24 protein-coding genes are annotated in these 23,076 nt (G+C 72.1%); 9 read left to right on the forward strand and 15 right to left on the reverse strand.

Going from position 1 to position 23,076, the window contains the following annotated elements:
• The 4 genes from JYK17_RS11015 to JYK17_RS11030 all read right to left on the reverse strand — a co-directional run.
• A partial coding sequence (locus JYK17_RS11015; protein WP_222810266.1) for a hypothetical protein occupies positions 1-250 on the reverse strand: 250 nt, incomplete at its 3' end.
• A 100-nt stretch (positions 251-350) separates the two neighbouring features.
• On the reverse strand, positions 351-926 hold the full coding sequence (locus JYK17_RS11020) for a sugar kinase (RefSeq protein WP_108006524.1): 576 nt from the start codon (positions 924-926) through the stop codon (positions 351-353).
• Positions 923-2,071, reverse strand: coding sequence for an ROK family glucokinase (locus JYK17_RS11025; protein WP_108006526.1), 1,149 nt, complete (start codon positions 2,069-2,071; stop codon positions 923-925). The genes JYK17_RS11020 and JYK17_RS11025 overlap by 4 nt, the downstream gene beginning before the upstream one ends.
• Before the next feature lie 177 nt (positions 2,072-2,248).
• Positions 2,249-2,986: a GntR family transcriptional regulator gene (locus JYK17_RS11030; protein ID WP_181362336.1), complete on the reverse strand. Its 738-nt coding sequence runs from the start codon at positions 2,984-2,986 to the stop codon at positions 2,249-2,251.
• A gap of 129 nt (positions 2,987-3,115) precedes the next feature.
• On the opposite strand from JYK17_RS11030, the gene JYK17_RS11035 reads away from it, so the two are divergent.
• Complete coding sequence (locus JYK17_RS11035; protein ID WP_108006530.1) at positions 3,116-4,138, forward strand: Gfo/Idh/MocA family protein; 1,023 nt, start codon at positions 3,116-3,118, stop codon at positions 4,136-4,138.
• Here the strand turns inward: JYK17_RS11035 and JYK17_RS11040 are convergent.
• From JYK17_RS11040 to JYK17_RS11050, 3 genes are all read right to left on the reverse strand, one after another.
• Entirely contained in the window at positions 4,131-4,634 is a 504-nt protein-coding gene (locus tag JYK17_RS11040; protein ID WP_222810267.1) for a hypothetical protein, read from the reverse strand. The two genes, JYK17_RS11035 and JYK17_RS11040, sit on opposite strands and share 8 nt — an antisense overlap.
• 42 nt (positions 4,635-4,676) lie before the next feature.
• The gene (locus JYK17_RS11045) at positions 4,677-5,357 is read right to left on the reverse strand and encodes a response regulator transcription factor (RefSeq protein WP_222810268.1); all 681 of its coding nucleotides are present in this window, start codon (positions 5,355-5,357) and stop codon (positions 4,677-4,679) included.
• A gap of 66 nt (positions 5,358-5,423) precedes the next feature.
• Positions 5,424-6,683, reverse strand: coding sequence for a sensor histidine kinase (locus JYK17_RS11050; RefSeq protein ID WP_261995623.1), 1,260 nt, complete (start codon positions 6,681-6,683; stop codon positions 5,424-5,426).
• Between the two features lie 169 nt (positions 6,684-6,852).
• Between JYK17_RS11050 and JYK17_RS11055 the strand changes: the two genes are divergently transcribed.
• On the forward strand, positions 6,853-7,053 hold the full coding sequence (locus JYK17_RS11055; protein ID WP_108006538.1) for a hypothetical protein: 201 nt from the start codon (positions 6,853-6,855) through the stop codon (positions 7,051-7,053).
• Between the two features lie 58 nt (positions 7,054-7,111).
• On the opposite strand, the gene JYK17_RS11060 is transcribed toward JYK17_RS11055, so the two are convergent.
• Together JYK17_RS11060 and JYK17_RS11065 are read right to left on the reverse strand one after the other, a co-directional pair.
• A complete protein-coding gene (locus tag JYK17_RS11060; protein ID WP_108006540.1) occupies positions 7,112-7,507 on the reverse strand; it encodes a ribonuclease domain-containing protein in 396 nt (131 codons plus the stop codon).
• Between the two features lie 109 nt (positions 7,508-7,616).
• Entirely contained in the window at positions 7,617-8,435 is an 819-nt protein-coding gene (locus tag JYK17_RS11065) for an AIM24 family protein (protein WP_108006542.1), read from the reverse strand.
• Positions 8,436-8,555: 120 nt separating this feature from the next.
• Between JYK17_RS11065 and JYK17_RS11070 the strand changes: the two genes are divergently transcribed.
• On the forward strand, positions 8,556-9,302 hold the full coding sequence (locus tag JYK17_RS11070) for an SDR family oxidoreductase (RefSeq protein ID WP_128801550.1): 747 nt from the start codon (positions 8,556-8,558) through the stop codon (positions 9,300-9,302).
• A 53-nt stretch (positions 9,303-9,355) separates the two neighbouring features.
• On the opposite strand, the gene alc is transcribed toward JYK17_RS11070, so the two are convergent.
• Complete coding sequence (gene alc, locus JYK17_RS11075; protein WP_108006546.1) at positions 9,356-10,471, reverse strand: allantoicase; 1,116 nt, start codon at positions 10,469-10,471, stop codon at positions 9,356-9,358.
• Positions 10,472-10,558: 87 nt separating this feature from the next.
• Entirely contained in the window at positions 10,559-11,899 is a 1,341-nt protein-coding gene (allB, locus tag JYK17_RS11080; protein ID WP_222810270.1) for an allantoinase AllB, read from the reverse strand.
• A gap of 254 nt (positions 11,900-12,153) precedes the next feature.
• On the opposite strand from allB, the gene JYK17_RS11085 reads away from it, so the two are divergent.
• Positions 12,154-12,951 carry an IclR family transcriptional regulator gene (locus JYK17_RS11085; RefSeq protein ID WP_108006550.1) on the forward strand — a complete coding sequence of 266 codons (798 nt, stop codon included), beginning with the start codon at positions 12,154-12,156 and terminating at the stop codon, positions 12,949-12,951.
• A 220-nt stretch (positions 12,952-13,171) separates the two neighbouring features.
• On the opposite strand, the gene JYK17_RS11090 is transcribed toward JYK17_RS11085, so the two are convergent.
• Positions 13,172-13,459 (reverse strand): DUF5955 family protein, encoded by a 288-nt coding sequence (locus JYK17_RS11090; protein ID WP_108006552.1) that lies wholly within the window; start codon positions 13,457-13,459, stop codon positions 13,172-13,174.
• Between the two features lie 214 nt (positions 13,460-13,673).
• Between JYK17_RS11090 and JYK17_RS11095 the strand changes: the two genes are divergently transcribed.
• The gene (locus tag JYK17_RS11095; protein ID WP_108006554.1) at positions 13,674-14,273 is read left to right on the forward strand and encodes a nucleotidyltransferase family protein; all 600 of its coding nucleotides are present in this window, start codon (positions 13,674-13,676) and stop codon (positions 14,271-14,273) included.
• A 194-nt stretch (positions 14,274-14,467) separates the two neighbouring features.
• The gene (gene aceB, locus JYK17_RS11100) at positions 14,468-16,093 is read left to right on the forward strand and encodes a malate synthase A (RefSeq protein WP_128801553.1); all 1,626 of its coding nucleotides are present in this window, start codon (positions 14,468-14,470) and stop codon (positions 16,091-16,093) included.
• A 37-nt stretch (positions 16,094-16,130) separates the two neighbouring features.
• Here aceB and JYK17_RS11105 read toward each other — a convergent pair whose 3' ends face one another.
• Complete coding sequence (locus tag JYK17_RS11105; protein WP_222810271.1) at positions 16,131-17,045, reverse strand: HipA family kinase; 915 nt, start codon at positions 17,043-17,045, stop codon at positions 16,131-16,133.
• A gap of 15 nt (positions 17,046-17,060) precedes the next feature.
• Entirely contained in the window at positions 17,061-18,578 is a 1,518-nt protein-coding gene (locus tag JYK17_RS11110; protein WP_222810272.1) for an IucA/IucC family protein, read from the reverse strand.
• A 93-nt stretch (positions 18,579-18,671) separates the two neighbouring features.
• Between JYK17_RS11110 and JYK17_RS11115 the strand changes: the two genes are divergently transcribed.
• The 3 genes from JYK17_RS11115 to JYK17_RS11125 are packed head-to-tail and all read left to right on the forward strand — an operon-like array spanning position 18,672 to position 22,363.
• Entirely contained in the window at positions 18,672-20,270 is a 1,599-nt protein-coding gene (locus JYK17_RS11115) for an IucA/IucC family protein (RefSeq protein ID WP_222810273.1), read from the forward strand.
• A 9-nt stretch (positions 20,271-20,279) separates the two neighbouring features.
• Complete coding sequence (locus tag JYK17_RS11120; RefSeq protein ID WP_108006564.1) at positions 20,280-21,545, forward strand: VWA domain-containing protein; 1,266 nt, start codon at positions 20,280-20,282, stop codon at positions 21,543-21,545.
• Positions 21,545-22,363: a hypothetical protein gene (locus tag JYK17_RS11125; RefSeq protein ID WP_128801557.1), complete on the forward strand. Its 819-nt coding sequence runs from the start codon at positions 21,545-21,547 to the stop codon at positions 22,361-22,363. The genes JYK17_RS11120 and JYK17_RS11125 overlap by 1 nt, the downstream gene beginning before the upstream one ends.
• Before the next feature lie 56 nt (positions 22,364-22,419).
• Here JYK17_RS11125 and JYK17_RS11130 read toward each other — a convergent pair whose 3' ends face one another.
• Positions 22,420-23,052, reverse strand: coding sequence for a winged helix-turn-helix transcriptional regulator (locus JYK17_RS11130; RefSeq protein WP_128801558.1), 633 nt, complete (start codon positions 23,050-23,052; stop codon positions 22,420-22,422).
• Positions 23,053-23,076: the final 24 nt, after the last annotated feature.

Genomic DNA, 23,076 nt, shown 5'->3' on the forward strand with positions numbered 1-23,076 from the left:
ACAGCGCGGGGGCGGTCCTGCGCCGTACGCCCGAGCCGTGCCGTCGTACGACGGTGAGCTCGGTGTCCTCGGCGGGCAGCGGGCCGCTGCCGTCAATGTCCCCGGCGGGCAGCGGGCCGCCGTCGGGGTCCCAGAAGGCGATCCGGCCCTGTCTCGGCACGGGTGCGGGCAGGAAGACGGCCGCGAGCCGCACGGGGACGAACGACTTCGCCCCCTGCTCACGCTCGGCCACCGCAGCCGTGTCGCCCATACGACCTGTCACCTTCCGCCCGTACGTCGGATCAGACGTCTTCGACTCTACGGGCGGGGTCTGACAATCGGCTCCGGCGCAGGGGACCGGGCGTGCCTGGTCAGGGAACCGTGCGGGAGACGACGTAGAAGAACGGGTTGTTCTTGTTGCCGAAGCTGACCATGACGTCCTGGGTCGGCTTCGGGGCCTTCTGCTTGTGGACCAGGCCGTACCAGGGGCCCGGGCTGGTGAAGTCCCAGCCGGTGATCTTCTGGTCGCGGGCGTTGATGGTGATTTTGCCCTTTTTGAGGTCGGAGCGCTTGACGCCCATGTCGTTGAGGAAGACGTCGAGGTTGGCCTTGGGCGTCTGGAACTGGACGTAGAGCCGGCTGGTCTTCCAGTTGTTGGTCTCGTAGGACGCGACCTTGCCCGAGGGGTGCGGCATCGGCACCTGGTAGAGGCGGCGCTGCACCTTCGACGGCCAGCCCTTGGTCAGGCCGGTCGCCGCGTACTTGGCCTCCTTGTCCTTGCCGCTGTTACGGCTCTGGTTGGCGGAGATCACCAGGTAGCCGGCCGGGACGCCGATGAGCAGCACGATGATGATCAGGGTGAGCGCCCGGCGGCGGATCTTGTGGCGGCGGTCCTCGGGCGGCCGGGGCGGCTCCTGCGAGGACGGGGACTGGCGCGGCACCGTCATGCGCTGTCCCACTGGGAGCGGCGGGACTCGGTGTAGCGCGCGTAGCGCTCGTGCCGCTCGACCCGGCGCCGGTTGGCGCGGCGGAAGCGGCGGGCGACCAGCCGGGCCAGGTCGGCGGCGCCCACCATGCCGGCCTCGGGGCCGAGCTGGGCGCGGACGATACGGGCCTCGGGGCGGTAGCCGCGCCCGGTGAGCTGGCGCTTGAACGCGTCGCGCGCGGGAGCGATCAGCAGGTCGTCGGCCGCGGAGACGCCGCCGCCGATGACGAAGCAGGACGGGTCGAGGGCGGCGGCGAGGTTGGCGATGCCGACGCCGAGCCACTGGCCGATGTCCTGCAGCAGCTCGACGCACATCGCGTCGCCCTCGCGGGCCAGCTCGGTGATCATCGGGCCGGTGATGTCACCGATCTGCCCCTTGACGTGCTCGATGATGCCGTACGCCACCGGGGAGTCGGCGGCGGCCAGCTCCTTGGCCTCGCGCACCAGCGCGTTGCCGGAGCTGTACTGCTCCCAGCAGCCGCGGTTGCCGCACGGGCAGCGGTGCCCGCCCGGCACCACCTGCATATGGCCGAACTCGCCGGCGACGCCGTACTTGCCCCGCTTGACCTGTCCGTCCTCCAGGATCGCGCCGCCGATACCGGTGCCGAGCGTGATCATGACCAGGTGGTCCTCGCCGCGGCCCGCGCCGAAGCGCCACTCCGCCCAGGCGGCGGCGTTGGCGTCGTTGTCGACCAGGACGGGCACGGCGAGGCGGCCCGCCAGGCGGTCGCGCAGCGGCTCGTTGCGCCAGGACAGGTGGGGCGCGAACAGGACGCGGTTGCGGTCGGCGTCGACCCAGCCGGCCGCGCCGATGCCCACCGCGTGGACGTCGTGCCGGTCGGACAGGTCCAGGACCAGTTCGACGATGGTGTCCTCGACGACCTTGGGACTCTTGGACTTGTCCGGCGTCTCCGCGCGGAGCTTCTCCAGGATGTTGCCGTCGGCGTCGACGACGCCGGCCATCACCTTGGTGCCGCCGATGTCGATGCCGACCGTGGGCACGCGGGGCGCGGTCAGGTGCGAGCGGCGCTCCCGGGTGCCGACCGTCCGCAGTGCGGGGGCGCGCCGGGAGCCTATGGGGGCGGTGAAGTTGCCGTAGGTGCTCATCAAGGCCCGATTCTGCCGCACGCTCACACCGGGTGCCGAACGGGGCAGCGCAGGCCGCTTGCGGCGGCGCTCCCTGCCGGCCCCTGAGCACTGTTTCGACCGGGCTGTGCGGGACCGCCGAGGGACGCCCGATGCCGGATCGCATTGTCCGGACATTGCGACCAGTCGTCGGGGCGATCAGGGCCGTACGAGCAGCTGGAACTCGAACGAGTAGCGCGACGGCCGGTACGTGTGCGTGCCGTACTCGACCGCTCGGCCGGTGTCGTCGAAGGTGACGCGCTGCATGGTCAGCAGCGGGGCGCCCTCCGGCTCGGCGAGGCGCTCGGCCTCGGCGGCGGTGGCCGCGCGGGCCCCGATGGTCTGGCGGGCGCTGTGCAGGGTGATCCCGGCGGAGCGCATCATCCGGTACAGGCCGGTGGCCTCCAGTTGCTCGGTGTCCAGGTCGAGCAGGCCGGGCGGGATGAAGTTGCAGAGGTACGCCATCGGCTCGCCGTGCGCGAGCCGCAGCCGTTCGACGCGGTGCACGTCGCTGCCCTCGGCCACGTTCAGGGCGGCCGCGACCTCGGCGGTCGCGGCGACGACGGTGTTGACGAGCACCTTGGTGGCGGGGCGCTGACCGGCCGCCTCCAGGTCGTCGTAGAGGCTGGACAGCTCCAGGGGGCGTTTGACCTGGCTGTGCACGACCTGGGTGCCGACGCCGCGACGGCGCACCAGAAGGCCCTTGTCGACCAGTGACTGGATGGCCTGGCGGACGGTGGGCCGGGACAGGCCGAGCCGTGCGGCGAGCTCGATCTCGTTGCCCAGCAGGCTGCCGGGGGTGAGCGCTCCGTGCTCGATGGCGGCTTCGAGCTGCTGGGAGAGCTGGAAGTACAGCGGCACCGGCGAGCTCCGGTCCACGCTGAGTTCGAGCGACACGGTGGGGTCCACTTCTGGTTTCGGCACGCGCCGAGCGTAGCTCCAGGCTGTGTTGACGGGAAGTTGTGTAGTTCGATTGTCCGGACATATGCATTGACAGCGTACGCACGGAACCCTCACTTTGTTTCCATGCGCATCGGGGTCATCGGTACGGGGCGGATCGGCGCCATTCACGCGAACACCCTCAGCCGCAATCGCGAGGTGGGGTCGCTGATCCTCACCGACGTCGATCCGGCACGGGCGCAGGAGCTCGCCCGACGGCTCGGCGAGACGGCGGCGCCCGGGGTGGACGAGATCTTCAGGTGGGGCGTGGACGCCGTGGTGATCACCACGGCCACGTCGGCCCACGCCGAACTGATCGGTCGGGCAGCACGCTCGGGGCTGCCGGTCTTCTGCGAGAAGCCCATCGCGCTCGATCTGCCGGGAACGCTGAACGCGATCGCCGAGGTCGAGGCCGCCGGGACGATTCTGCAGATGGGGTTCCAGCGCCGCTTCGACACCGGCTACTCGGGCGCGCGAGACGCGGTCCTGTCGGGCCGGCTCGGACGGCTGCACACCGTACGCGCGCTCACCTCCGAGCAGGCGCCTCCCCGGCCCGGCTGGCTGCCGCTGTCGGGTGGACTGTACCGGGACACGCTGATCCACGACTTCGACATGCTGCGCTGGGTGACGGGCCGCGAGGTCGTCGACGTGTACGCCGCCGGGTCGGACGCGGGGCCCGAGATGTTCCGCGAGGCGGGCGACGTGGACACGGCCGCGGCGCTGCTCACGCTCGACGACAGCACCCTCGCGACGGCCACGGCGACACGGCTGAACGGCGCCGGCTACGACGTCCGCATGGAGCTGGCCGGTGAGCTCGACCAGATCGTCGTCGGCCTGGACGACCGGACCCCGATCGCGTCCACCGAGCCGACCGGGCCGCCCGCCGCGGACAAGCCGTGGACCGGTTTCCTGGAGCGCTTCGGGCCCGCCTACGAGGCTGAGTTGTCGGCGTTCGTCGAGGTCGTGCTCGGGCAGCGGGCCAACCCGTGCGACGGCCGTGAGGCCCTGCAGGCGCTGCGGATCGCCGAGGCGTGCGCGGTCTCCAGACGGGAGCGCAGACCGGTGGCCCTCGCGGAGATCCCGGGCCGGACCGAGACGGCGTTCACGTGAGCAGGCGTACGGCCGGTGTCGTCGCGTCCGTGGCCATGACCGACTCGCAGTGGGCGCAGCGCAGTTCGTGGGGCCGGACCAGGTTGGTCTGGACGCTGCCCGTGCCCCCCTCCTTGGCCTTGCGGCAGTAGTAACCGAGGTGCAGGCGCACCCAGGGGTGGCTGGTGGGCGCCTGGCCCGCCCTGCCGTCCCTCGTGTCCTCGAAGGGGGCCCACCAGAAGTCGACCAGGGCACGCAGACCCAGCCGGTCCTTGCCCGAGGTCGTGTCGTACGCGGCGATCCGGCCCGCCGTGTAGTGCCGCCCGAAGCCGCTGCGGCTGCCCGAGCACAGGGCGCGCTCGGCGCCGCGCTCGTAGACCGTGGTGCGTCCGGTCCGCTCGCAGACGAAGCAGTCCACGCTGAACTCCAGCTTGGAACGCCAGTGCAGGTTGTGGAAGTCGTCGCCGCTTCCGACGAGGCCGGTCAGCTCGGCGGTGATCTCCGCGGTGCGCAGCACGTGTGCCCCTCCCGGTGCATGGTCAACGCATGGCGGGCGCGGCTAGTGCCCGTTTTCCTCTGACTCCTCCAGCAGGCCCGCGTCGTACGCCAACAGGGCGATCTGCACACGGTTGTTGAGGTCGAGCTTGGCCAGGATGCGGGAGACGTGGGTCTTGACGGTGGCGACGCTCATGAAGAGCGTGCCGGCGATCTCGGCGTTGGACAGGCCGCGGCCGACCGCGACGGCGACCTCGCGTTCGCGGTCGTTGAGGACCTCCATGCGCACGCGCGCGTGCGCGTGCCGGGTGTCGACGCCGGTCCCGGCGGCGTGCTGCATCAACTGCCGTGTGACGACGGGCGACAGGACGGGGTCACCAACCGCGACCCGGCGCACGGCGTCGACGATCTCGGTCGGCGGGGTGTCCTTGAGGACGAACCCGGCGGCGCCCGCGCGCAGGGCGCGCAGCACCTGTTCGTCGGCGTGGAAGGTGGTGAGGACCACGACCTGGGGTGCGTCCGCCCGGCTCCGCAGCCGCTCCGTCGCGGTGAGGCCGTCCACGGACGGCATCCGGATGTCCATGAGGACCACGTCCGGGCGGGTGCGGTCGACCAGGGCCTCGACCTCGGCGCCGTCGGCCGCCTCGCCCACGATCTCGATGTCGTCGGCGCCGCCCATCATCAGGGACAGCCCGGCCCGCACCAGGGGATCGTCGTCCACGAGGAGCACTTTGATCGCAGTCATGGGCCTTACGTAATCACGCCGGTCGCGTCCGCCGCGCCCGGGTCGCGTCATCCCCACGGCAGCCGGTCATCCCCACGGCAGCCAGGCGCGGACCCGGAAACCCCCGTCCGCCACCGGCCCGTGCTCCAGCCGGCCACCGGCCAGTGTGGCCCGCTCAGTCAGCCCGATCAGGCCCTGCCCGGACCCGGGCACCAGAGGCACGTCGCCCTCGGGGGCGGGGTTGCGTACGTCCACCACCAGGCCGTCGCCCGGTGCACCCGTGACGGCGACGGTGACCTCCGTACCGGGGGCGTGCTTACGGGCGTTGGTCAAGGCCTCCTGCGCGATGCGGTAGGCGGTGCGGCCGACGGAGGAGGGGACGGCGGCGGGGTCGCTGACCCGGCTCGCGAGGGTGACCTTCATGCCGGCCTCGCGGGACTCGGCGACCAGTGCGTCCAGAGCGGCGAGCGTCGGCTGGGGGCGGCCCGCGTCGTCGGGCTCGCCCGCGCGCAGGACGCCGATGATCTCCCGCAGGTCCTGCAGTGCCTCGTGCGCGCTCTCGCGGATGACGCCGGCCGCCCGCGCGATCTCCTCCTGTGGCGCGTCCGGCCGGAACTCCAGGGCGCCCGCGTGCACGCTGAGCAGCGTCAGCCGGTGCGCGAGGACGTCGTGCATCTCGCGGGCGATGGCCTCGCGGGCCAGCCGCTGGGCCTGCTCGGCGCGCAGCTGGGCCTCCGTCTCGGCGCGCCGGGCACGGTCGCGCAGGCTCAGCATGAGCTGGCGCTTGGAGCGGACGAACATGCCCCAGGCGATGACGGTGAGGGTGGCCATCTCCGTGAACGCGACCGCGCCCGCGTACGGCAGGTCGGGGTCGGGGCGCAGCCAGTACTGCAGCGGCACCTGGACGAGTCCGATGCCGCCGATCCAGGCGACGTAACGGAAGGGCCGGTGCACGGCCAGGGTGAACAGGACGACCACGCCGGCCCCGCCCGCGGTGTTCGACAGCATGCCGACGGGGATCATCGCGATGGCGAGCCCGAGCGGCCAGCGGCGGCGCAGCCACACCGCGCCACAGGCGAGCGCGCCGAGCAGCTGGTCGACGACCGCGAGGGAGTGCGAGGTGTGGACGTCGTTGTTCAGGGTGTCCGCGGCCGCCAGGCCGAGCGCGACGGCCAGCAGGAAGCAGGTGAAGTCGACGGCCCAGTCGCGCGCGGTGCGCCGGGGCCGGCGTCCGCCGCGCCCGGAGTCGGGGTCCAGCTCGTGCAGCAGGGCGGACGGGAACAGCCATCTGCGCCCTATGACCCCTGCGGCGGCCGACGCCGCCTTGTCCTTGCTCACGGTCGACAAATCTACGCACGAACGGCCGCGGTCACCGCTTCGCGCGGGCGATCCCCGACCAAAGTCGCGCGGGTGAAGACTTTCGGCGTGCCCGCCTTGCGGCGAGGGGCACTTACGTCGGACACGGCTCGCCCCGCGGCCGATGTGCGTGGGGGGTCCGCGGGGCGAGGCTCAGGGCATGAAGCAGGTGCTGGAGGTGCTCGGTTTCCTTGCCCTGGTGCAGGGCGTGCTGGGCCTGTTGCACGAGTTCACCCACTGGCATGTGGGCCTCGTGCAGCGGCTCGGCTTCCTCGACGACTACGGGATCTACGCGAGCGTCGCCCTGGTGGTGCTGGCGTGCGCGCTGTTCGCCGCCGCGGAGAGCCGGAAGTCCGGATGAACGCGGACCGGACTTCCGGCTGGTCGCGCCGTTCCTCGTACCGAGCGGGGGAAGTCGCTCAGCAGCCGAAGTCGATCAGGTCGAACGTGACGTAGTGGTCGGAGGTGTAGTAGTCCTCCTGGGTCTGCTCACCGGTGACGATCCGGCGGGCGCCGCGCGTGGAGGAGCCGGGCGTCTTGACCGTGTACTCGTGGTAGTAGCCGGAGGACTGGCTGGGCAGGACGCCTTCCCGGTTCGAGAAGACGGTGCCGTCCTGCTCGTACGGGTACGGGCCGCCCTTCGCGATGAGGTCCAGGGTGTCGTACGCCTGGGAGGGCAGGTCGCCGTAGCAGATGCTGCCGACGGACGTGGGGGCGGCGTCGGCCGTGGTTGCGGTGACGGTGCCGCCCACGACGAGGGCGGACAGGAGGGCGGCTGCGGCGCCGATGCGAGTGATGTGTGGGGGGAATCTCATGGCTCCATGATGACGCGCGTAGACAGTGGCATGTCAATGTCAAGCCAGGAGATTTTCCTTTGACGTCCGATGAGTTCGCCCCGAGTTAACCTGCCTCGGGCGCTGTGCCTCAGCCCGAGTTGGTGGAGAACAGACCGCCCGTCGGGCCCTGCTTGTCGCCGCCCTGGGCCTTCTTCAGGGCGTTGGCGAGGCTCTCGATGGTGAGGGACTGCAGAATCACCCGGCCGTTGCCCTCCAGGGTCGCCAGCGACAGGCCCTCGCCGCCGAAGACGGCGTTCATCAGCCCCTGGCGGTTCAGGCCGCCGACGCGCTGGACGCCGTACTGGATGCCCTCCTCGAAGGCGACGACGCAGCCGGTGTCCACCTCGATACGGCCGCCGAAGTCGGCGGGGTTGAGGTCGATGAAATTGCCCGCGCCGGCGATGATCACCGTGCCGTGCCCGGTGAACTTCTCCAGGATGAAGCCCTCGCCTCCGCTCATGCCGGTGCGGCCGCCCTGGAAGGCGATGCCGAAGTCGACGGTGGACTCGGCCGCGACGAAGGCGTCCTTCTCCGCGAACCACGCGCGCGTGCCGTCGAGTTCGAGCGCGCGCATCTCGCCGGGGAGCACGCCCGCGAAGCCGACGGTGCCCTCTCCGCCCTGTGCGTTGAAGTACTGGAACGCCAGCGACTCGCCCGCCAGCATGCGCTGGCCGGCCTGCATGGCGGTGCCCATGGCCTGGCGCAGCATGCCGCCCATGCCGCCGGCTCCGCCTCCGCCGCCCTGCGCCTGTCCGCCGCCCCGCGGGCCCGACAGACGGGTCTCCATGGTGACGTTCACCGTCTTGAACAGGAACTTTCCTGCCTCGCAGTAGACGGTCTGGCCGGGCTGCAGGTTGACGACCGCCATCTGCATGGCGTTGCCGACGATCTCTTGCTGAAGTGTCACGTCGTGACAACGCCGAGGACGGGGGAAAGAGTTCCGGCCGGGGACCACGTATTTCGGCCACCCGACCTCGGCGTCCGTTCGCCGCCAGCACGCGCGCGTGGCGGCGGCTGGGATGGACCCATGACAATCACTCACGGAACTCTCCACGGCAAGGCGGCCCTGGTCACCGGGGGCAGCCGCGGTATCGGTGCGGCCACGGCGCTGCGGCTCGCCCGGGAGGGCGCGGACGTGGCACTCACATATGTGAACGGCAAGGAGGCGGCCGAGGAGGTCGTAGGGCGGATCGAGGCGCTGGGACGGCGCGCGGTGGCCCTGCGCGCGGATGCCGCGGACGCGGACGAGGCGGCGGGGGCGGTGGAGCGCGCCGCCGAGGCGCTGGGCGGTCTTGACGTGCTGGTGAACAACGCGGGCGTCGGGGTGCTCGGCCCGCTGGAGGGGCTGACGCTCGCCGATGTCGACCGGGTCCTCGCGGTGAACGTCCGCGGCGTGTTCCTCACTTCCCAAGCGGCGGCCGGACGGATGCGCTCCGGGGGCCGGATCATCACCATCGGTACCTGCATGAGCCAGCGGGTCCCGGGGCCCGGCGGAACGCTCTACGCGACCAGCAAATCGGCCCTGATCGGACTGACGAAGGCGCTGGCGAGGGAACTCGGCGGGCGCGGGATCACGGCCAACATCGTTCACCCGGGCCCGACGGACACCGACATGAATCCCGCGGACGGACCGTATGCGGAGGGCCAGGCGGCGATGACGGCCCTGGGCCGCTTCGGGACGGCGCAGGAGGTGGCGGAGACGGTCGCCCATCTCGCGGGCGCGGGCTACGTCACGGGAGCGGAGTTCGCGGTGGACGGCGGGCACGCGGCCTGACGCGGGCGTGGGGCGCACCGGACGGAAGCACTGGTGCGCCCCACGCGCGCGTGTCAGCCGCCCAGTTCCTGGTGGCGGGCCACGAGGGCGCTCGCGCCGGTCTCGGTGAGGGAGCCGTACAGCCGCAGGCGGGAGATGCCGCCGTCGGGGAAGATGTCCACGCGCGCGTGCGTGCCGACGGCCTCGGCCGGCAGGACGAAGCGGTGGTTGGTGTCGGGCTGCAGTCGGGTGCGCGGGAGGATCTCGTGCCACTCGCCGCTCTCGCCGTCCTTCACGGACACCGACGCCCAGCCGGCGCTGTTGCCCTTGAGGTAGGCCGTGTCGATCTCGATCGCGCGGATCCGGGACTGGGCCGCGAGGCGGTAGCGGATCCAGTCGTTGCCCCGGTCGCGCCGGCGACGGGTCTCCCAGCCGTCGTCCATCTTGCGGGAGCGGCCCGGCTGGATGGTGTTGGTGGCCGGTGAGTAGAAGAGGTTGGAGGCGTCCTCGACCCGGGCGCCGTTCTCGAGGGCGGCCACGTCGAAGGTGCCGAGGGTCGCCAGCCACGTCGGGTCCGGTACGACCTCGCCGTACACGCGCAGCCGTGCGATGCCCCCGTCGGGGTGCTGGTTGACGCGCAGGTGCGTGAAGCGCTGCTCGACCGAGACGGCGAAGCCGTTGGCCGCGTGGCCGCCGACCGGTGTGCGCGGGACGAGGGTCGTCCACTTCACGTCGTCGCCGAGCAGCTCCTCGGGCGACGGGGAGCCGGGCACGGACGTGGCCTCGACCGACACCGCCTGCGGGTAGTTGCCGCGGAAGTGGGCGGTGTCGACGACGATCCCGCGGATCACGCCGGGCGCGCCCAGGCGGACCAGCGCCCAGTCGTGGTCGTCGGCGGTCGGCCACGGGTGGTCGGCGCCGGCACCGCGGCGGCGGCGCGTCTCCCAGCCGTCCATGATCTTGCCCTTGTGCCCGAAGTGCTCGGGGTCGAACGCGGCCGGCTCGGGCACCAGCAGGTTCTCCCGCTGGGCGAAGAACTCGTCGTTGGCGGCGATGACCGAGGCACCGAGCTGCCGGTCCGCGAGGTTGGCGTACTGGGTGAAGGGGAAGTCGGCGGTGCGGTAGTCCGCGTAGGGGTCGCCTCCTCCGTAGGGGTTCGCGTCACCGGTGAAGCTCGGAATGGCCGTCACGTCTTTCCTCTCGTCCTCGTCGTTCTCGTCGTACGCGTTGTGCTCGTCGTTCGCGCCGCCGCGGTCGGTGCGGTCGGTGCGGGTGGATCAGGGGTTGCGGGTGAGCAGTCGGCCCCTCGGCTCGCCGAACTCGCCGTCCGCGGCGATGCGTTCGCCGCGCAGCCAGGTCGACCTGACGACGCCGTGGAGGGTCTTGCCGGCGTACGCCGTCACGCGGTTGCGGTGGTGCAGGGCCGCCGGGTCCACGGTGAAGGTCTCGTCGGGCGCGAGGACGGCGAAGTCGGCGTCGCGGCCCGCCGCGATGGCGCCCTTGCGGGCGTCCAGGCCCACCAGTGCGGCCGTCCGCGACGACATCCAGCGGACCACGTCCTCCAGGCCGTGGCCGCGCTTGCGGGCCTCGGTCCACACGGCGGCCAGGCTCAGCTGGAGGCCCGAGATACCGCCCCAGGCGGTCGCGAAGTCGTCCGTCTTGAGGTCGGCCGTGGACGGGGAGTGGTCGGTGACCACGCAGTCGACGGTGCCGTCCGCGAGCGCCCGCCACAGCAGGTCCTGGTTGGCGGCCTCGCGGATGGGCGGGCAGCACTTGAACTCGCTTGCGCCGTCCGGGACTTCCTCGGCGGTCAGGGTCAGGTAGTGGGGGCATGTCTCGACGGTGAGGCGGACGCCCTCGGCCTTCGCTTGGGCGATCAGCGGCAGCGCGTCGCTCGACGACAGATGCAGGATGTGCACGCGTGCGTCGAATCGTTTCGCCTGCGCGATGAGTTGGGCGATCGCGGTGTCCTCGGCGTCCCGCGGGCGGCTGGCCAGGAAGTCGGCGTACTTCGGGCCGCCGTGCTGCGGGGCGGCGGCCAGGTGGTGCGGGTCCTCGGCGTGCACGATCAGCAGTCCGCCGAAGGAGGAGATCTCGGCCAGGGAGCGGGCGAGCCGGTCCTGGTCGAGGTGCGGGAACTCGTCCACGCCGGACGGCGACAGGAACGCCTTGAAGCCGAAGACCCCGGCCTCGTGCAGCGGACGCAGGTCCTTGGTGTTGTCGGGCAGGGCGCCGCCCCAGAAGCCGACGTCGATGTGCGCCTTGTCGGCGGCGACCTCGTGTTTCGTACGGAGGTGGTCGACCGTCGTGGTGGGCGGCAGGGAGTTGAGCGGCATGTCGACGAGCGTGGTGATGCCGCCGGCCGCCGCCGCGCGCGTGGCGGTCCAGAAGCCCTCCCACTCGGTGCGGCCGGGGTCGTTGACGTGCACGTGCGTGTCGACCAGGCCGGGCAGCAGGACGTCGTCGCCGAGATCCTCCAGGCGGGCAGAGGCGGGCACGTCGGCCTCGTACGGCAGGACGGCCGCGATCGTGCCGCCGGCGACCGCGACCGACGCGGCGCGCGTCCCCTCGGGCGTGATGACGCGCGTCGAGCGCAGCACCAGTTCTACGTCGGACACCCGGACCCCTCTCAGCCGTCGCGAGCTGCTTCCACGTACCGGAATTCAACTTTCTGTTGAAGGAGTCTTCACTCCCGCCCTCATGCCGTCAAGGGCACACTTCTCCACAGTGCGCCTTGAGCACACACTCTGGACGTTTCCACAAAGCGGAATTAGACTTCCGTCAAGCAGAACGTAGCTATGCACCACCAGGGAGTCAACCGACTGCCGGGTAGGCTTCTGCAACTTCCCGCCAGTCCCGAAAGGAACGCGCCGTGCCGACGTCCAGCGCCAGCACCACCGACTCCGCCAGGTCCAACGGCGGCGGGGTCCAGTCACTCGAGCGCGCCTTCGATCTGCTGGAGCGGATGGCCGACGCGGGCGGTGAGGTCGGTCTGAGCGAGCTGTCCGCGAGCAGCGGGCTGCCGCTGCCCACCATTCACCGCCTGATGCGCACGCTCGTGGCCTGCGGATACGTCCGCCAGCAGGCCAACCGCCGCTATGCGCTCGGTCCGCGCCTGATCCGCCTCGGCGAGTCCGCGTCCCGGCTGCTCGGCACCTGGGCGCGGCCGTATCTGGCCCGTCTGGTCGAGGAGACCGGCGAGACGGCGAACATGGCGCTGCTGGACGGCGACGAGATCGTCTATGTCGCGCAGGTGCCGTCCAAGCACTCGATGCGCATGTTCACCGAGGTCGGCCGGCGCGTCCTGCCGCACTCCACGGGCGTGGGCAAGGCCCTGCTCGCCAACACCCCGGACGACGAGGTGCGCGCGCTGCTCTCGCGCACCGGTATGCCGGCCGCGACGGAGAAGACGATCGTCACCCCGGACGGCTTCCTGGCCGCCCTCGAGGACGTGCGCCGGGCCGGGTACGCGGTCGACGACAACGAACAGGAGATCGGCGTGCGCTGCCTCGCGGTCTCCGTGCCCAACTCCCCCACCGCCGCGGCCATTTCCATCTCGGGCCCCGCGGGCCGCGTCACCGACGACGCCAAGGACCGGATCGTCCCCATCCTGCAGCAGGTGGCCTCGGAACTGTCGGAGGCCCTGGCCAGCTCGGGCCCGGCGGCCTGACGCGGGCGACTTCACGGGCGGCAGCCTCACGCAGGCCGTGGCCTCACGGCCGCTCACAGGCGACGCCGCAAATAGATCGCCCCCACCCACGACAGCTGCCCCCGGAACCCTCGGAGACCCTCGAAAGCTCGGGCCCGGCGGCCTCAAGCAGGCAGTGGCCTCACGCGGGCCGTGGGCTCACCGGCCGGGTCACAGGCGCGCCCCGTACAAAAGCGTCCGTTCAGCCGCGCGGCGGTTCCCCGAACAGATCCACCGCGTCGCGCACCTCGGACAGCCCCCGGGCCAGGGCGCTGACCGAGCCGATCGCGCCGGCGATCAGGAGCAGGGAGCGGCGTAGGCGGCGGACCTCGGGGGTGCCGTCGGTGGTCATCGCGGCGAGGGCGGCGAGTTCGTCCTCGGCGATGCCGCGGTCGGGGAACTCGGCGGGATGGGCGGCGAGTTCGCGGCGCAACCGGGACACGGCCGTGCGCAGTCCGGCCACCCTCGGGTCCTCGTCGCTGCCGATCACTGACCTCTGCCCCAAGCTCCGCAACCCAGCCCTCCCCCTCGCACGCTCTCGTGCGCAGTCATACGTGATCTTGCCGAACGGCCCCGCGACGTTGGTCGGGCGCCCGGGGACGCGGGTCAGTAAACGCCACCCGATGCCGCACGCGCCACCGTGCGGACCGAAATTCAGCCCTCTGAAACCGGGCACTCGCCCGGATGTCAGGTATGCAGAAGACATGACGGACAACGAGGACCAGGTCGCCGGGCTGCTGCTGGCCGCGGGCGGCGGACGGCGGCTCGGCGGACGCCCCAAGGCACTGCTACGGCACCGCGGACTAACGCTCGTCGAACATGCGGCCGGTGTGTTGCGGACGGCAGGCTGCACCCGCGTCCATGTGGTGCTGGGGGCGCGCGCCGACGCCGTACGGGAACAGGCGGACCTGGAGGGGTGCGTACTCGTGGACAACCCGGAGTGGGAGCGGGGCATGGGCACTTCACTGCGGGCGGGGCTGGACTCGCTCGCCGGTACGGCGGCCGCGGCCGCCGTGGTGCTGCTCGTCGACCAGCCGGGGATCGGGGCACAGGCGGTCGGCCGGGTGCTGGCCGCGTACCGGGACGAGAACTCGCTGGCGTCGGCCGCCTACGACGGAGTGCGCGGTCATCCGGTGCTGTTCGGCCGCGCCCACTGGGCGGGCATCGCCGAGAGCGCCACCGGGGACCGCGGGGCCCGCGCCTACCTCAAAACGCACCAGCAAGACATCACGCTCGTCGAGTGCGCGGACGTGGCACGGCCGTACGACATCGACACGGCGGCCGATCTGGTCCACCTTGAGTGAGCAGGGTGGCACTGAGCGCCACCTTCCCTCGACCCGGAGAATCTCGATATCAACAAACCATTGAACTTCCACAATGAGGAAACTAGTATCCACTGTTCAGAAGCGCTCCGCCGCGTCCAAACGCTCCGAGGGCGTCTGAAGCCGTACCCGGTTCGACTGGCACCCGGTGCCACCGCTGAAGGAAGTGACAGCTCATGTCCGCACCAGCGCCGTCCCCGCTGGCCATCGTCGACGCCGAGCCCCTGCCCCGGCAGGCGGAGGTCCTCACCGAGGCGGCCCTCGCCTTCGTGGCCGAGCTGCACCGGCGGTTCACGCCGCGCCGTGACGAACTCCTCGCCCGCCGCGCGCAGCGCCGCACCGAGATCGCCCGCACCTCCACGCTCGACTTCCTCCCCGAGACGGCCGACGTCCGCGCGGACGACTCGTGGCGCGTGGCCCCCTGCCCCGAGGCCCTGAACGACCGCCGCGTCGAGATCACCGGCCCCACCGACCGCAAGATGACCATCAACGCCCTCAACTCGGGCGCCAAGGTGTGGCTCGCGGACTTCGAGGACGCCTCGGCGCCGACCTGGGAGAACGTCGTCACCGGTCAGGCCAACCTGATCGACGCGTACACCCGCTCCATCGACTTCACCGACCCGGCGAGCGGCAAGTCGTACGCCCTGCGGCCCGACGAGGAGCTGGCGACGGTCGTCACGCGCCCGCGCGGCTGGCATCTGAACGAGCGTCACCTCGTCGACGCGGACGGTGCCCAGGTCCCGGGCGCCCTGGTCGACTTCGGCCTCTACTTCTTCCACAACGCCAAGCGCCTGCTGGAGATGGGCAAGGGCCCGTACTTCTACCTCCCGAAGACGGAGTCGCACCTTGAGGCCCGCCTGTGGAACGAGGTGTTCGTCTTCGCGCAGGACTACGTCGGCATCCCGCAGGGCACGATCCGCGCCACCGTCCTGATCGAGACGATCACGGCCGCGTACGAGATGGAGGAGATCCTCTACGAACTGCGCGACCACGCCTCGGGGTTGAACGCCGGACGCTGGGACTACCTGTTCTCCATCGTCAAGAACTTCCGTGACGGCGGCGCCAAGTTCGTCCTGCCGGACCGCAACGCGGTGACGATGACGGCGCCGTTCATGCGGGCGTACACCGAACTCCTCGTCCGCACCTGCCACAAGCGCGGTGCGCACGCGATCGGCGGCATGGCGGCGTTCATCCCCTCACGCCGGGACGCCGAGGTCAACAAGGTGGCGTTCGAGAAGGTCCGCGCCGACAAGGACCGTGAGGCGAACGACGGGTTCGACGGCTCCTGGGTCGCCCACCCCGACCTCGTGCCGATCGCCATGGAGTCCTTCGACAAGGTCCTCGGCGACCGGCCGAACCAGAAGGACCGGCTGCGCGAGGACGTGCACGTCGAGGCCGCCGACCTCATCGCGATCGACTCGCTGGAGGCGAAGCCGACCTACGCCGGCCTGGTCAACGCCGTTCAGGTGGGCACCCGTTACATCGAGGCGTGGCTGCGCGGCATGGGCGCCGTCGCCATCTTCAACCTGATGGAGGACGCGGCCACCGCCGAGATCTCCCGCTCGCAGATCTGGCAGTGGATCAACGCCGGGGTCGAGTTCGAGAACGGCGAGAAGGCCACCCCGGCGCTGGCCCGCAAGGTCGCCGCCGAGGAACTGGCCAACATCCGCGCCGAGATCGGCGAGGAGGCCTTCGCGGCCGGCCACTGGCAGCAGGCCCACGACCTGCTGCTGACCGTCGCCCTCGACGAGGACTACGCGGACTTCCTGACACTGCCCGCGTACGAGCAGCTGCGCGGCTAGAGCGCGCGCGGCGACCGGCGGCCCTATGCGGCGCGGCTCACCCCAGGTGGGCCGTCCAGTCCGGCTGGGCCGCCGGTTTCCCGTGCAGATCGGGGACCTGCCGGAGCCAGGCGGGGCGGCCGCGCCGGCTGCGCGCCGCGCGGGCGGCGTTCTCCGCGGCGAGTTCGTCCGGAGCGGGGAAGTCGGTGGGCAGCCAGGCCGCGGAGGCCCGCACGCGCGCGTGCAGGTGGTCCACGTACGCCGCACGCACCTCGTCCGGTGTCGTGAAGCCCTCCTCGACCGCCAGCCAGGCCTCGGGCACCTCCGCGGTGATGTCGCGCAGCAGCTCACGCGTCACCTTCGGCGCCAGCTCGGCGTCGGCCGCGCGGACGTCGGGGGCGTAGTGGCCGAGGGCGTGGTGCCGGAAGTCGTAGGACTTGGCCGGGTCGGTGCCGTCCCAGCGGTGGTGGAAGACGAGCGCGGCGCCGTGGTCGATCAGCCACAGGCGCGGGGGCGCGACACCGAGTGTCGGCCAGATCATCAGGTTGGAGCTGTGGACGGTGCGGTCGACGTTCACGGTCAGGGCGTCGAACCAGACGATCCGGCCCGCCTCCAGGGGGTCCACGGGGAAGGCCGCGGCGACCTCGGGGGTGAAGTCCCGCGCGCCCGGCAGATAGTCCATGCCGAGGTTGGTTCCCCGGCTCGCGCTGTGGAGGTCGCGCACCTCCTGGTGGGGTTCGCCGGCGGCGACCGCCGGGTCGAAGTCGACGAGAACCAGCTCGGGGAAGCGCAGCCCCAGGGCGCGGGCCAGTTCGCCGACGATCACCTCGGCGACCAGCGCCTTGCGGCCCTGTGCGGAGCCGGTGAACTTCACGACGTAGGTGCCGAGGTCGTCGGCCTCGACGACCGCGGGTACGGAGCCGCCCGACCGCAGGGGGGTCACGTATCGAACAGCAGTCACGTCGCGCAGCACACCCGCCAGGGTATGTCAGTGCTCGTGCGCGGGCCGGGCCAGCGGGTTGGGCAGCGGCAGGTAGCGGGCGTCCGCGCCGTCGGCGCCGGTCCAGCGCAGCAGCAGGTTGGTCTTGCCGGGGAGGGTCGGCGCGGTGAGCAGGGCGGTGGTCTCGGGGAGGTCGTGGCGGGCGAACTCGCGGCGTGCGGCGGGCCAGGGGTCGAGGCCGGGGTGGTGTTCCGCGAGGGCGCCGGCGATCTCGACGAGGTGGTTGACGACCAGGGTGTAGACCAGCCGCTCCCAGCCGGCGGCCCGTGTCACGTCCGGCAGCAGCTTCACGCCCTCCGCGTCCCGGAAGAGCGCCTGCACGGGCAGCCCGTCGGCGTCGACGGCGACCAGGGTGTTCTGCAGATGGGCTTCGAGTACGACACCGTGACGGGCGAACGCGGCCAGCGCGGGCGGTACGACGGCCCGCAGATACGCCGCCCACCAGGCGCCCGGGTCGGTGGTCCGCTCCAGCGGGCTGCCGTCGAACCCCTCCACCAGGCCCGCGGCGAGCAACGGGGTGGCGCCGGGCAGCACATGGTCCCGCAGCCCGTCGCGGACGAGGACGGCGAGCTCCTCGAAGGCGAAGCCGGCCGTGCGGTATCCGCGGTCGCTCAGCCAGGCGGCGGGCCCGCCCGACGAGCCGCTCGCCGCCCTTGCCGCACTGTCGGTCCGGCGGAGTTTTCGCAGGTCGTGGCGCCACAGCCGGCGGATGTCGTTGGTGATGCGCACATCGAGGCTGAACTTCAGGAACAGGTCGTGCCCGGGGGCGTAGAGCGTGCGGACCGCGGCAGTGGGCCAGGCGTCGAAGGCGGTCGTGCCGAGGCGTACGAGCCGTCCGTCCGCGAAGGCGTCCGTGAGGTCGCGGCCGACGAGGTCCAGCTGCCAGGGGTGGGCGGGCAGCAGCCGGTAGCCGGGCGGGGCCTCGCCCAGGGCGTCCAGCGCCGAGGTGTCGCCCTCCTCGACGACCTGGTCCTCGCGCACGCCGAGCAGCGCCAGCGGGAACCGGCCGTGCGCCTCGGGGGCGTAGGGCAGCCAGGCGGCCACCGGGCCGCCGCCGCGTGCCTTGGGGGCCGGGTGGTACGGGTGGCCGGTGATGAGCGACTGCTCGGAGCGCAGATACGGGTCCTCCGGCGCCGTCGCGCGGGCGCGGGCGGCGAGCAGCGCGGCCACCGCGTCCCGGCTGTCGATCATCTCGGCGGGCAGTTCGTGGTTGGACAGGCCGGTGTGGCGGCGCAGTTCCTCGGCGACCAGTTTGACCAGCTCGGTGTGGCCGATGCGGTGCCAGCCGTCCGCCGCGTACACCTCGGGGTCGGTGGGCCGGCGCGTGGCGCGCACCCGCAGCAGACGGTCCGCTCCCGGCAGCCGGTAGGTGCGGTGGGCGCCGGACTCCGCGATCGGCTCCGCCACCTCGCGCAGGAGGCAGTTGAGCAGCGGCCCGGCCGCGTAGGCGTCGGCGCGGTCGGCGTCGTCACCGGGTGCAGGGGGGATGAGAACCACGCGATCCACTCGTTCCCTGAGGTCAATTCGGGCGGAGACGATCAGTATGGATGCCGTTGCACCCTGTTCGTGACGCCCTGCTCGTACCCGAGGAGCCCGCCTGTGCACCGTCCCCACCCCGCGGAGGCCGAGGTCGCCGACGAGCTGGCCGAGGTCCGCCCCGACCTGTTGTCACGGTACGCGACGGAGCTGCCGGGCGCCCGGGCGGCGGTGCTCACCCGGCTGTGGCGGGCGCTGGCGCACGAGCCGCTGCCGTGGATCACGGGCCGGGAGCGGGGCCGCGAGGGGCTCACGCTGCGGCTGCGCGACGGGCGCCGGTTGCACGGTCCGGCCGCGGACCCGTACGCCACCGACGCGTACGTCACCGTCGTGCACCTCGGTGAGACGGCCTACGACCATCCGGCGCGGCTGATGACGGATCTCGCCGTACCGCACGGAGACGACTTCGCGGCCGAACTCGCGCACAGTGTCGCGTCGTTGGCGCTGTCGCGGGCCGGGGCGGGATCTCCCTCGAAGGAGTGGACCCCGAAGGAGTGGACCTCGAAGGAGTGGCCGCTGTCCGACTGGGAGTGGGAGCAGCGGGTGGTCGACGGGCATCCGTACCACCCGGGCTGCCGTTCCCGGCCCGGCTTCTCCGTCGCCGAGCAGCTCGCGTACGGGCCCGAGCACCGGCCCGTGGTGCGGCTGCGCACGGTGCCGGTGCGGGCGGCGGAGTGCCTGGTGACCGGAGTGTGGCCGGACGAACTGCGCGACGGGGGGCGGCTGTTGCTGCCGGCGCACCCGTGGCAGGCGGCCCATGTGCTGAAGCGGAACGGTGACGAGGAGCGGGTGGGGGGCTCGGACGTTCGTGACGGAGGGATCGCGGCGCACCCCCTGATGTCCCTGCGCACGCTCGCAGTGCCCGGCGGGCCGCACGTCAAGACCGCGCTGAGCACCCGGCTGACGTCCTCGGTGCGGGACATCTCGGTCTACTCGGTGGGCCTTTCGGCCACGCTGTCGTCGTTCGCCGAGTCGCTCGCGGCGCGCGCGGACGGACTGCTGCACGTCACCCGGACGTTGGGCGCGGCCGCGGCCGGGACGCCCGACCTCGCGGCCGTGCTGCGGGAGTCGCCGCAGACGTACGCGGCGACCGGCAGGGGCGAGCGGGTCGTGCCGGTGGCCGCGCTCGCCACCACCGGACTGCCCGAATCCCCCTCCTGGCTCGCCGACTTCACGCGTCTCACCCTCACCATCGGCCTGCGCCTGCTGGAGCTGGGTGTGGCCCTGGAGGCGCACGGTCAGAACCTGCTCGTCGTCCTCTCCCGGACAGGTGCCCCGCTGCGTCTGGTCTACCGCGACCTCGCCGACATCCGCATCTCCCCGGCCCGCCTCGCTCGGCACGGCATCCCGGTCCCGGAGCTGACCGGACGGATCGTCACAAACGACGAACGGGCGCTGCGCCGCAAGCTGTTCGGCTCGCTGGTGGCGGGCGCCCTGGCGGCCACCGCGGGTTCGGCGCGGGCGCTGGGGACGGCGCTGGAGGCGGCCGTACGGGATCAGCCGAGCACCCCCGACCTGGCCGCGCTCGTCGACGAGCCGCTGCCCGCGAAGGCGCTGACGCTGATGCGGATGTCGCCGGGAACGCCCGGAGACCAGTGGGCGCGGCTGCCCAACCCCCTTGCTCCACGGCCCGTTTTGGAGCCCGGCGCATCTGATCAATAAGATCCGCCGATGATCAGAACACAACGGCTGGCGGCAGGAGTGTGCGCCCTGCTCGCCACCCTGGCGGCCGGACTGGCTTTCCCGGCCGCAGCGCGCGCCGGCGAGCCCACGGGCGGGGCCACGCCCAAGGTCGACCTCGTGCTCGACGTCAGCGGCTCGATGCGGGCCCGGGACATCGACGGCGGGTCGCGGATGGCGGCGGCGAAGCAGGCGTTCAACGAGGTGCTGGACGCGACGCCCGAGGACGTCCAGCTGGGCATACGCACGCTGGGCGCCAACTACCCGGGCGACGACCGCAGGACGGGCTGCAAGGACACCGCGCAGCTCTACCCGGTCAGCACGCTCGACCGCACCGACGCGAAGGCGGCGGTCGCGACGCTCTCGCCGACCGGCTGGACGCCGATCGGTCCGGCCCTGCTGAAGGCGGCGGACGACCTCGGCACCGGCGCGGGCTCCAAGCGGATCGTGCTGATCAGCGACGGCGAGGACACCTGCGCGCCGCTCGACCCGTGCGAGGTGGCCCGCGAGATCGCGGCCAAGGGCATCGGCATGACCATCGACACCCTCGGTCTGGTCCCGAACACCAAGCTGCGCAAGCAACTCAGCTGTATCGCCGAGGCGACCGGCGGCACCTACACCTCGGTCGAGCACACCGACGAACTCACGGACAGGGTCAACCAGTTGGTGGACCGTGCGGCCGACCCGGTGGTGACGCCGGTGGCCACCGAGGGCGCCGGGCAGTGCACGGACGCGCCCACGCTGAAGTCCGGTCTCTACACCGACCGCGAGGAGTTCGGGCAGCAGCGCTGGTACAAGGTGGACGTGCCGCCCGGTCAGGAGCTGCGCGCCTCGGTGAGTGTCGCCGCGGACCGGTCCGTGAACCCGGACTACGGGGTGCTACTGCGGGCGGTCACGGTCCACGGCCGCGAGATCGTGCGCGGCGAGGCCGCGGGCGACGGCCGTACGGACGTGGTCTCCACGGGCCTGCGCTACCCCAAGGCGGAGAGCGACGACGAGGACGCGCCCGCCGAGGTCGTGTGCCTGCAGGTCACCAACTCCTTCTCGGCGGCGTCCGGTGTGAAGACCACGCCGGGCCTGCCGGTCGAACTCACCGTCGACGTGGTCGGCGGCCCCTCGCAGGCGGACGACGTGGCCTCCTTCGGCCTGGGCCGCGGCTGGTGGCTGCTCGGCGTCGTGGTCCTGGCCGGGTTCCTCGCGGGTCTGGTCTGGGGCTGGGTGTCACGCTGGCGGGTTGCGGTCTGGAGGACCAACTGATGCGGATCACACAGGTGTTGGGCGCCGCGGCGCTGATGTTCGCGCTCGCGGTCTCACCGGCCGTCGCCGATTCCTCGCCGTCGCCGAGCGCGTCCGGTGACGACGCGCCGCCGACCGCGGCGGGTACGTCGTTCCGTACGGCGGCCGAGGTCGAGCAGGGGCAGCAGGCCACGGCGAGCGCCGCCACGGGCGACTACCTGTACTGGTCGTTTCCCGCGGACGCCGGTCAGCGCCCCACGGTGAAGGCGACGGTCAAGCTGCCGGACGCGCACGCCGCGCAGACCTGGCAGATCGACGTGTACGACGGCCTGCGCCGCCGCCAGGCCTGCCAGTACGGGGCGCAGACGCGCACCGTGGCCCAGGGCGCGACCTCGGTCGGCCTGTCCTGCACACTGCGTACCGTGCGCGCCTGGTCCGAGCAGTGGGCCAACGACCCGCTGCCCGGCACGTACTACGTCCGGCTCACCGCGCTGAACGTGGCGACGGCCGACCTTGGGCAGCCGATCAGTGCCTCGCTGCAGGTCGGCTCCAAGGACATCGGCGGTTCGGCGGCGGTCGACGGCTCGCTCGCGAAGCCGCTGGTGCCGGGGATCGCGGTGACGTCCAAGTCCGGTGCGGACGAGGGGGATTCGTCGAAGTCCGCGGTGCTGGCCGGCCTGGAGCCCGAGGACGGCTGGGCGTCCGGCTGGTGGTCCGACCGGTGGGTGTGGACCGCGGTGGGCGGGGTGCTGGCCGCGCTCGCGGGGGTCGGCGGGTACGCGCTGACGCGGGGGTCGGGGCGACCCGGACGGCCCGGTCGGGTCCCGCCGGGGGCCTGAGCACCTATCGCTGACGTAGCATCAGAAAGCCCGCGCCCAGCGGGCCTTCTGTCGTCTCACGCCTCGCGCAGGGCCTTCGCGAGGGTGCCGTCGCCGGTGACGGCGATCCGCCCGTGCCGTACCGCGTCGGTCACGCTCACGTCCCCCCGGCTGATGGCCGTACAGGTGTCGGCGTCCAGGACGAGGCGGGCGTCCGGCTCGCCGGGGGCCGGGCCGTCGCCGTACACGGGCCCGTCGCCGGCGCCGACGTACAGATGGAAGTCCCCTTCGTCCAGGCGGACTTCGACGAGTCCCTCGCCCTCCCCCTCCAGTGCGCGCAGCAGCGGCAGCGCGAACCAGTGCGCCCGTAGTGCGTCCGTCGGCCGCTTCTCGCCGAGTTCGCTCTCGCCCCACGCGCCGAGTGCCTGCAGAACGGGGAGCAACTGCCGTCCCCGTGCGGTCAGTTCGTAGACGTACGCCGCGCCGGGCGGCGGCAGCCTGCGCCGCGTCGACAGGCCGTCCCGTTCCATGTCCTTCAGCCGGGAGGCGAGTACGTCCGTGCTCACGCCGGGCAGGTCCGCGTGCAGGTCCGTGTAACGGCGGGGACCGGCCAGCAGCTCCCGGACGATCAGCAGCGTCCAGCGGTCACCGACGAGGTCCAGGGCACGGGCGGCGGAACAGTACTGGTCGTAGCTTCGGCGTCGTGACATGCGACGCAGTCTAGACAAGTTGTT

Origin of the sequence: Streptomyces plumbidurans, assembly GCF_019857225.1 — a bacterium.
Taxonomy (GTDB): domain Bacteria; phylum Actinomycetota; class Actinomycetes; order Streptomycetales; family Streptomycetaceae; genus Streptomyces; species Streptomyces plumbidurans.

Coding starts and splice junctions, on each gene's coding strand:
- JYK17_RS11125 (WP_128801557.1), top strand. CDS start 21,545: ATGCGGATCACACAGGTGTTGGGCGCCGCGGCGCTGATGTTCGCGCTC.
- JYK17_RS11025 (WP_108006526.1), bottom strand. CDS start 2,071: ATGAGCACCTACGGCAACTTCACCGCCCCCATAGGCTCCCGGCGCGCC.
- JYK17_RS11070 (WP_128801550.1), top strand. CDS start 8,556: ATGACAATCACTCACGGAACTCTCCACGGCAAGGCGGCCCTGGTCACC.
- JYK17_RS11120 (WP_108006564.1), top strand. CDS start 20,280: ATGATCAGAACACAACGGCTGGCGGCAGGAGTGTGCGCCCTGCTCGCC.
- JYK17_RS11035 (WP_108006530.1), top strand. CDS start 3,116: ATGCGCATCGGGGTCATCGGTACGGGGCGGATCGGCGCCATTCACGCG.
- aceB (WP_128801553.1), top strand. CDS start 14,468: ATGTCCGCACCAGCGCCGTCCCCGCTGGCCATCGTCGACGCCGAGCCC.
- JYK17_RS11020 (WP_108006524.1), bottom strand. CDS start 926: ATGACGGTGCCGCGCCAGTCCCCGTCCTCGCAGGAGCCGCCCCGGCCG.
- JYK17_RS11045 (WP_222810268.1), bottom strand. CDS start 5,357: ATGACTGCGATCAAAGTGCTCCTCGTGGACGACGATCCCCTGGTGCGG.
- JYK17_RS11130 (WP_128801558.1), bottom strand. CDS start 23,052: ATGTCACGACGCCGAAGCTACGACCAGTACTGTTCCGCCGCCCGTGCC.
- JYK17_RS11095 (WP_108006554.1), top strand. CDS start 13,674: ATGACGGACAACGAGGACCAGGTCGCCGGGCTGCTGCTGGCCGCGGGC.
- JYK17_RS11055 (WP_108006538.1), top strand. CDS start 6,853: ATGAAGCAGGTGCTGGAGGTGCTCGGTTTCCTTGCCCTGGTGCAGGGC.
- JYK17_RS11060 (WP_108006540.1), bottom strand. CDS start 7,507: ATGAGATTCCCCCCACACATCACTCGCATCGGCGCCGCAGCCGCCCTC.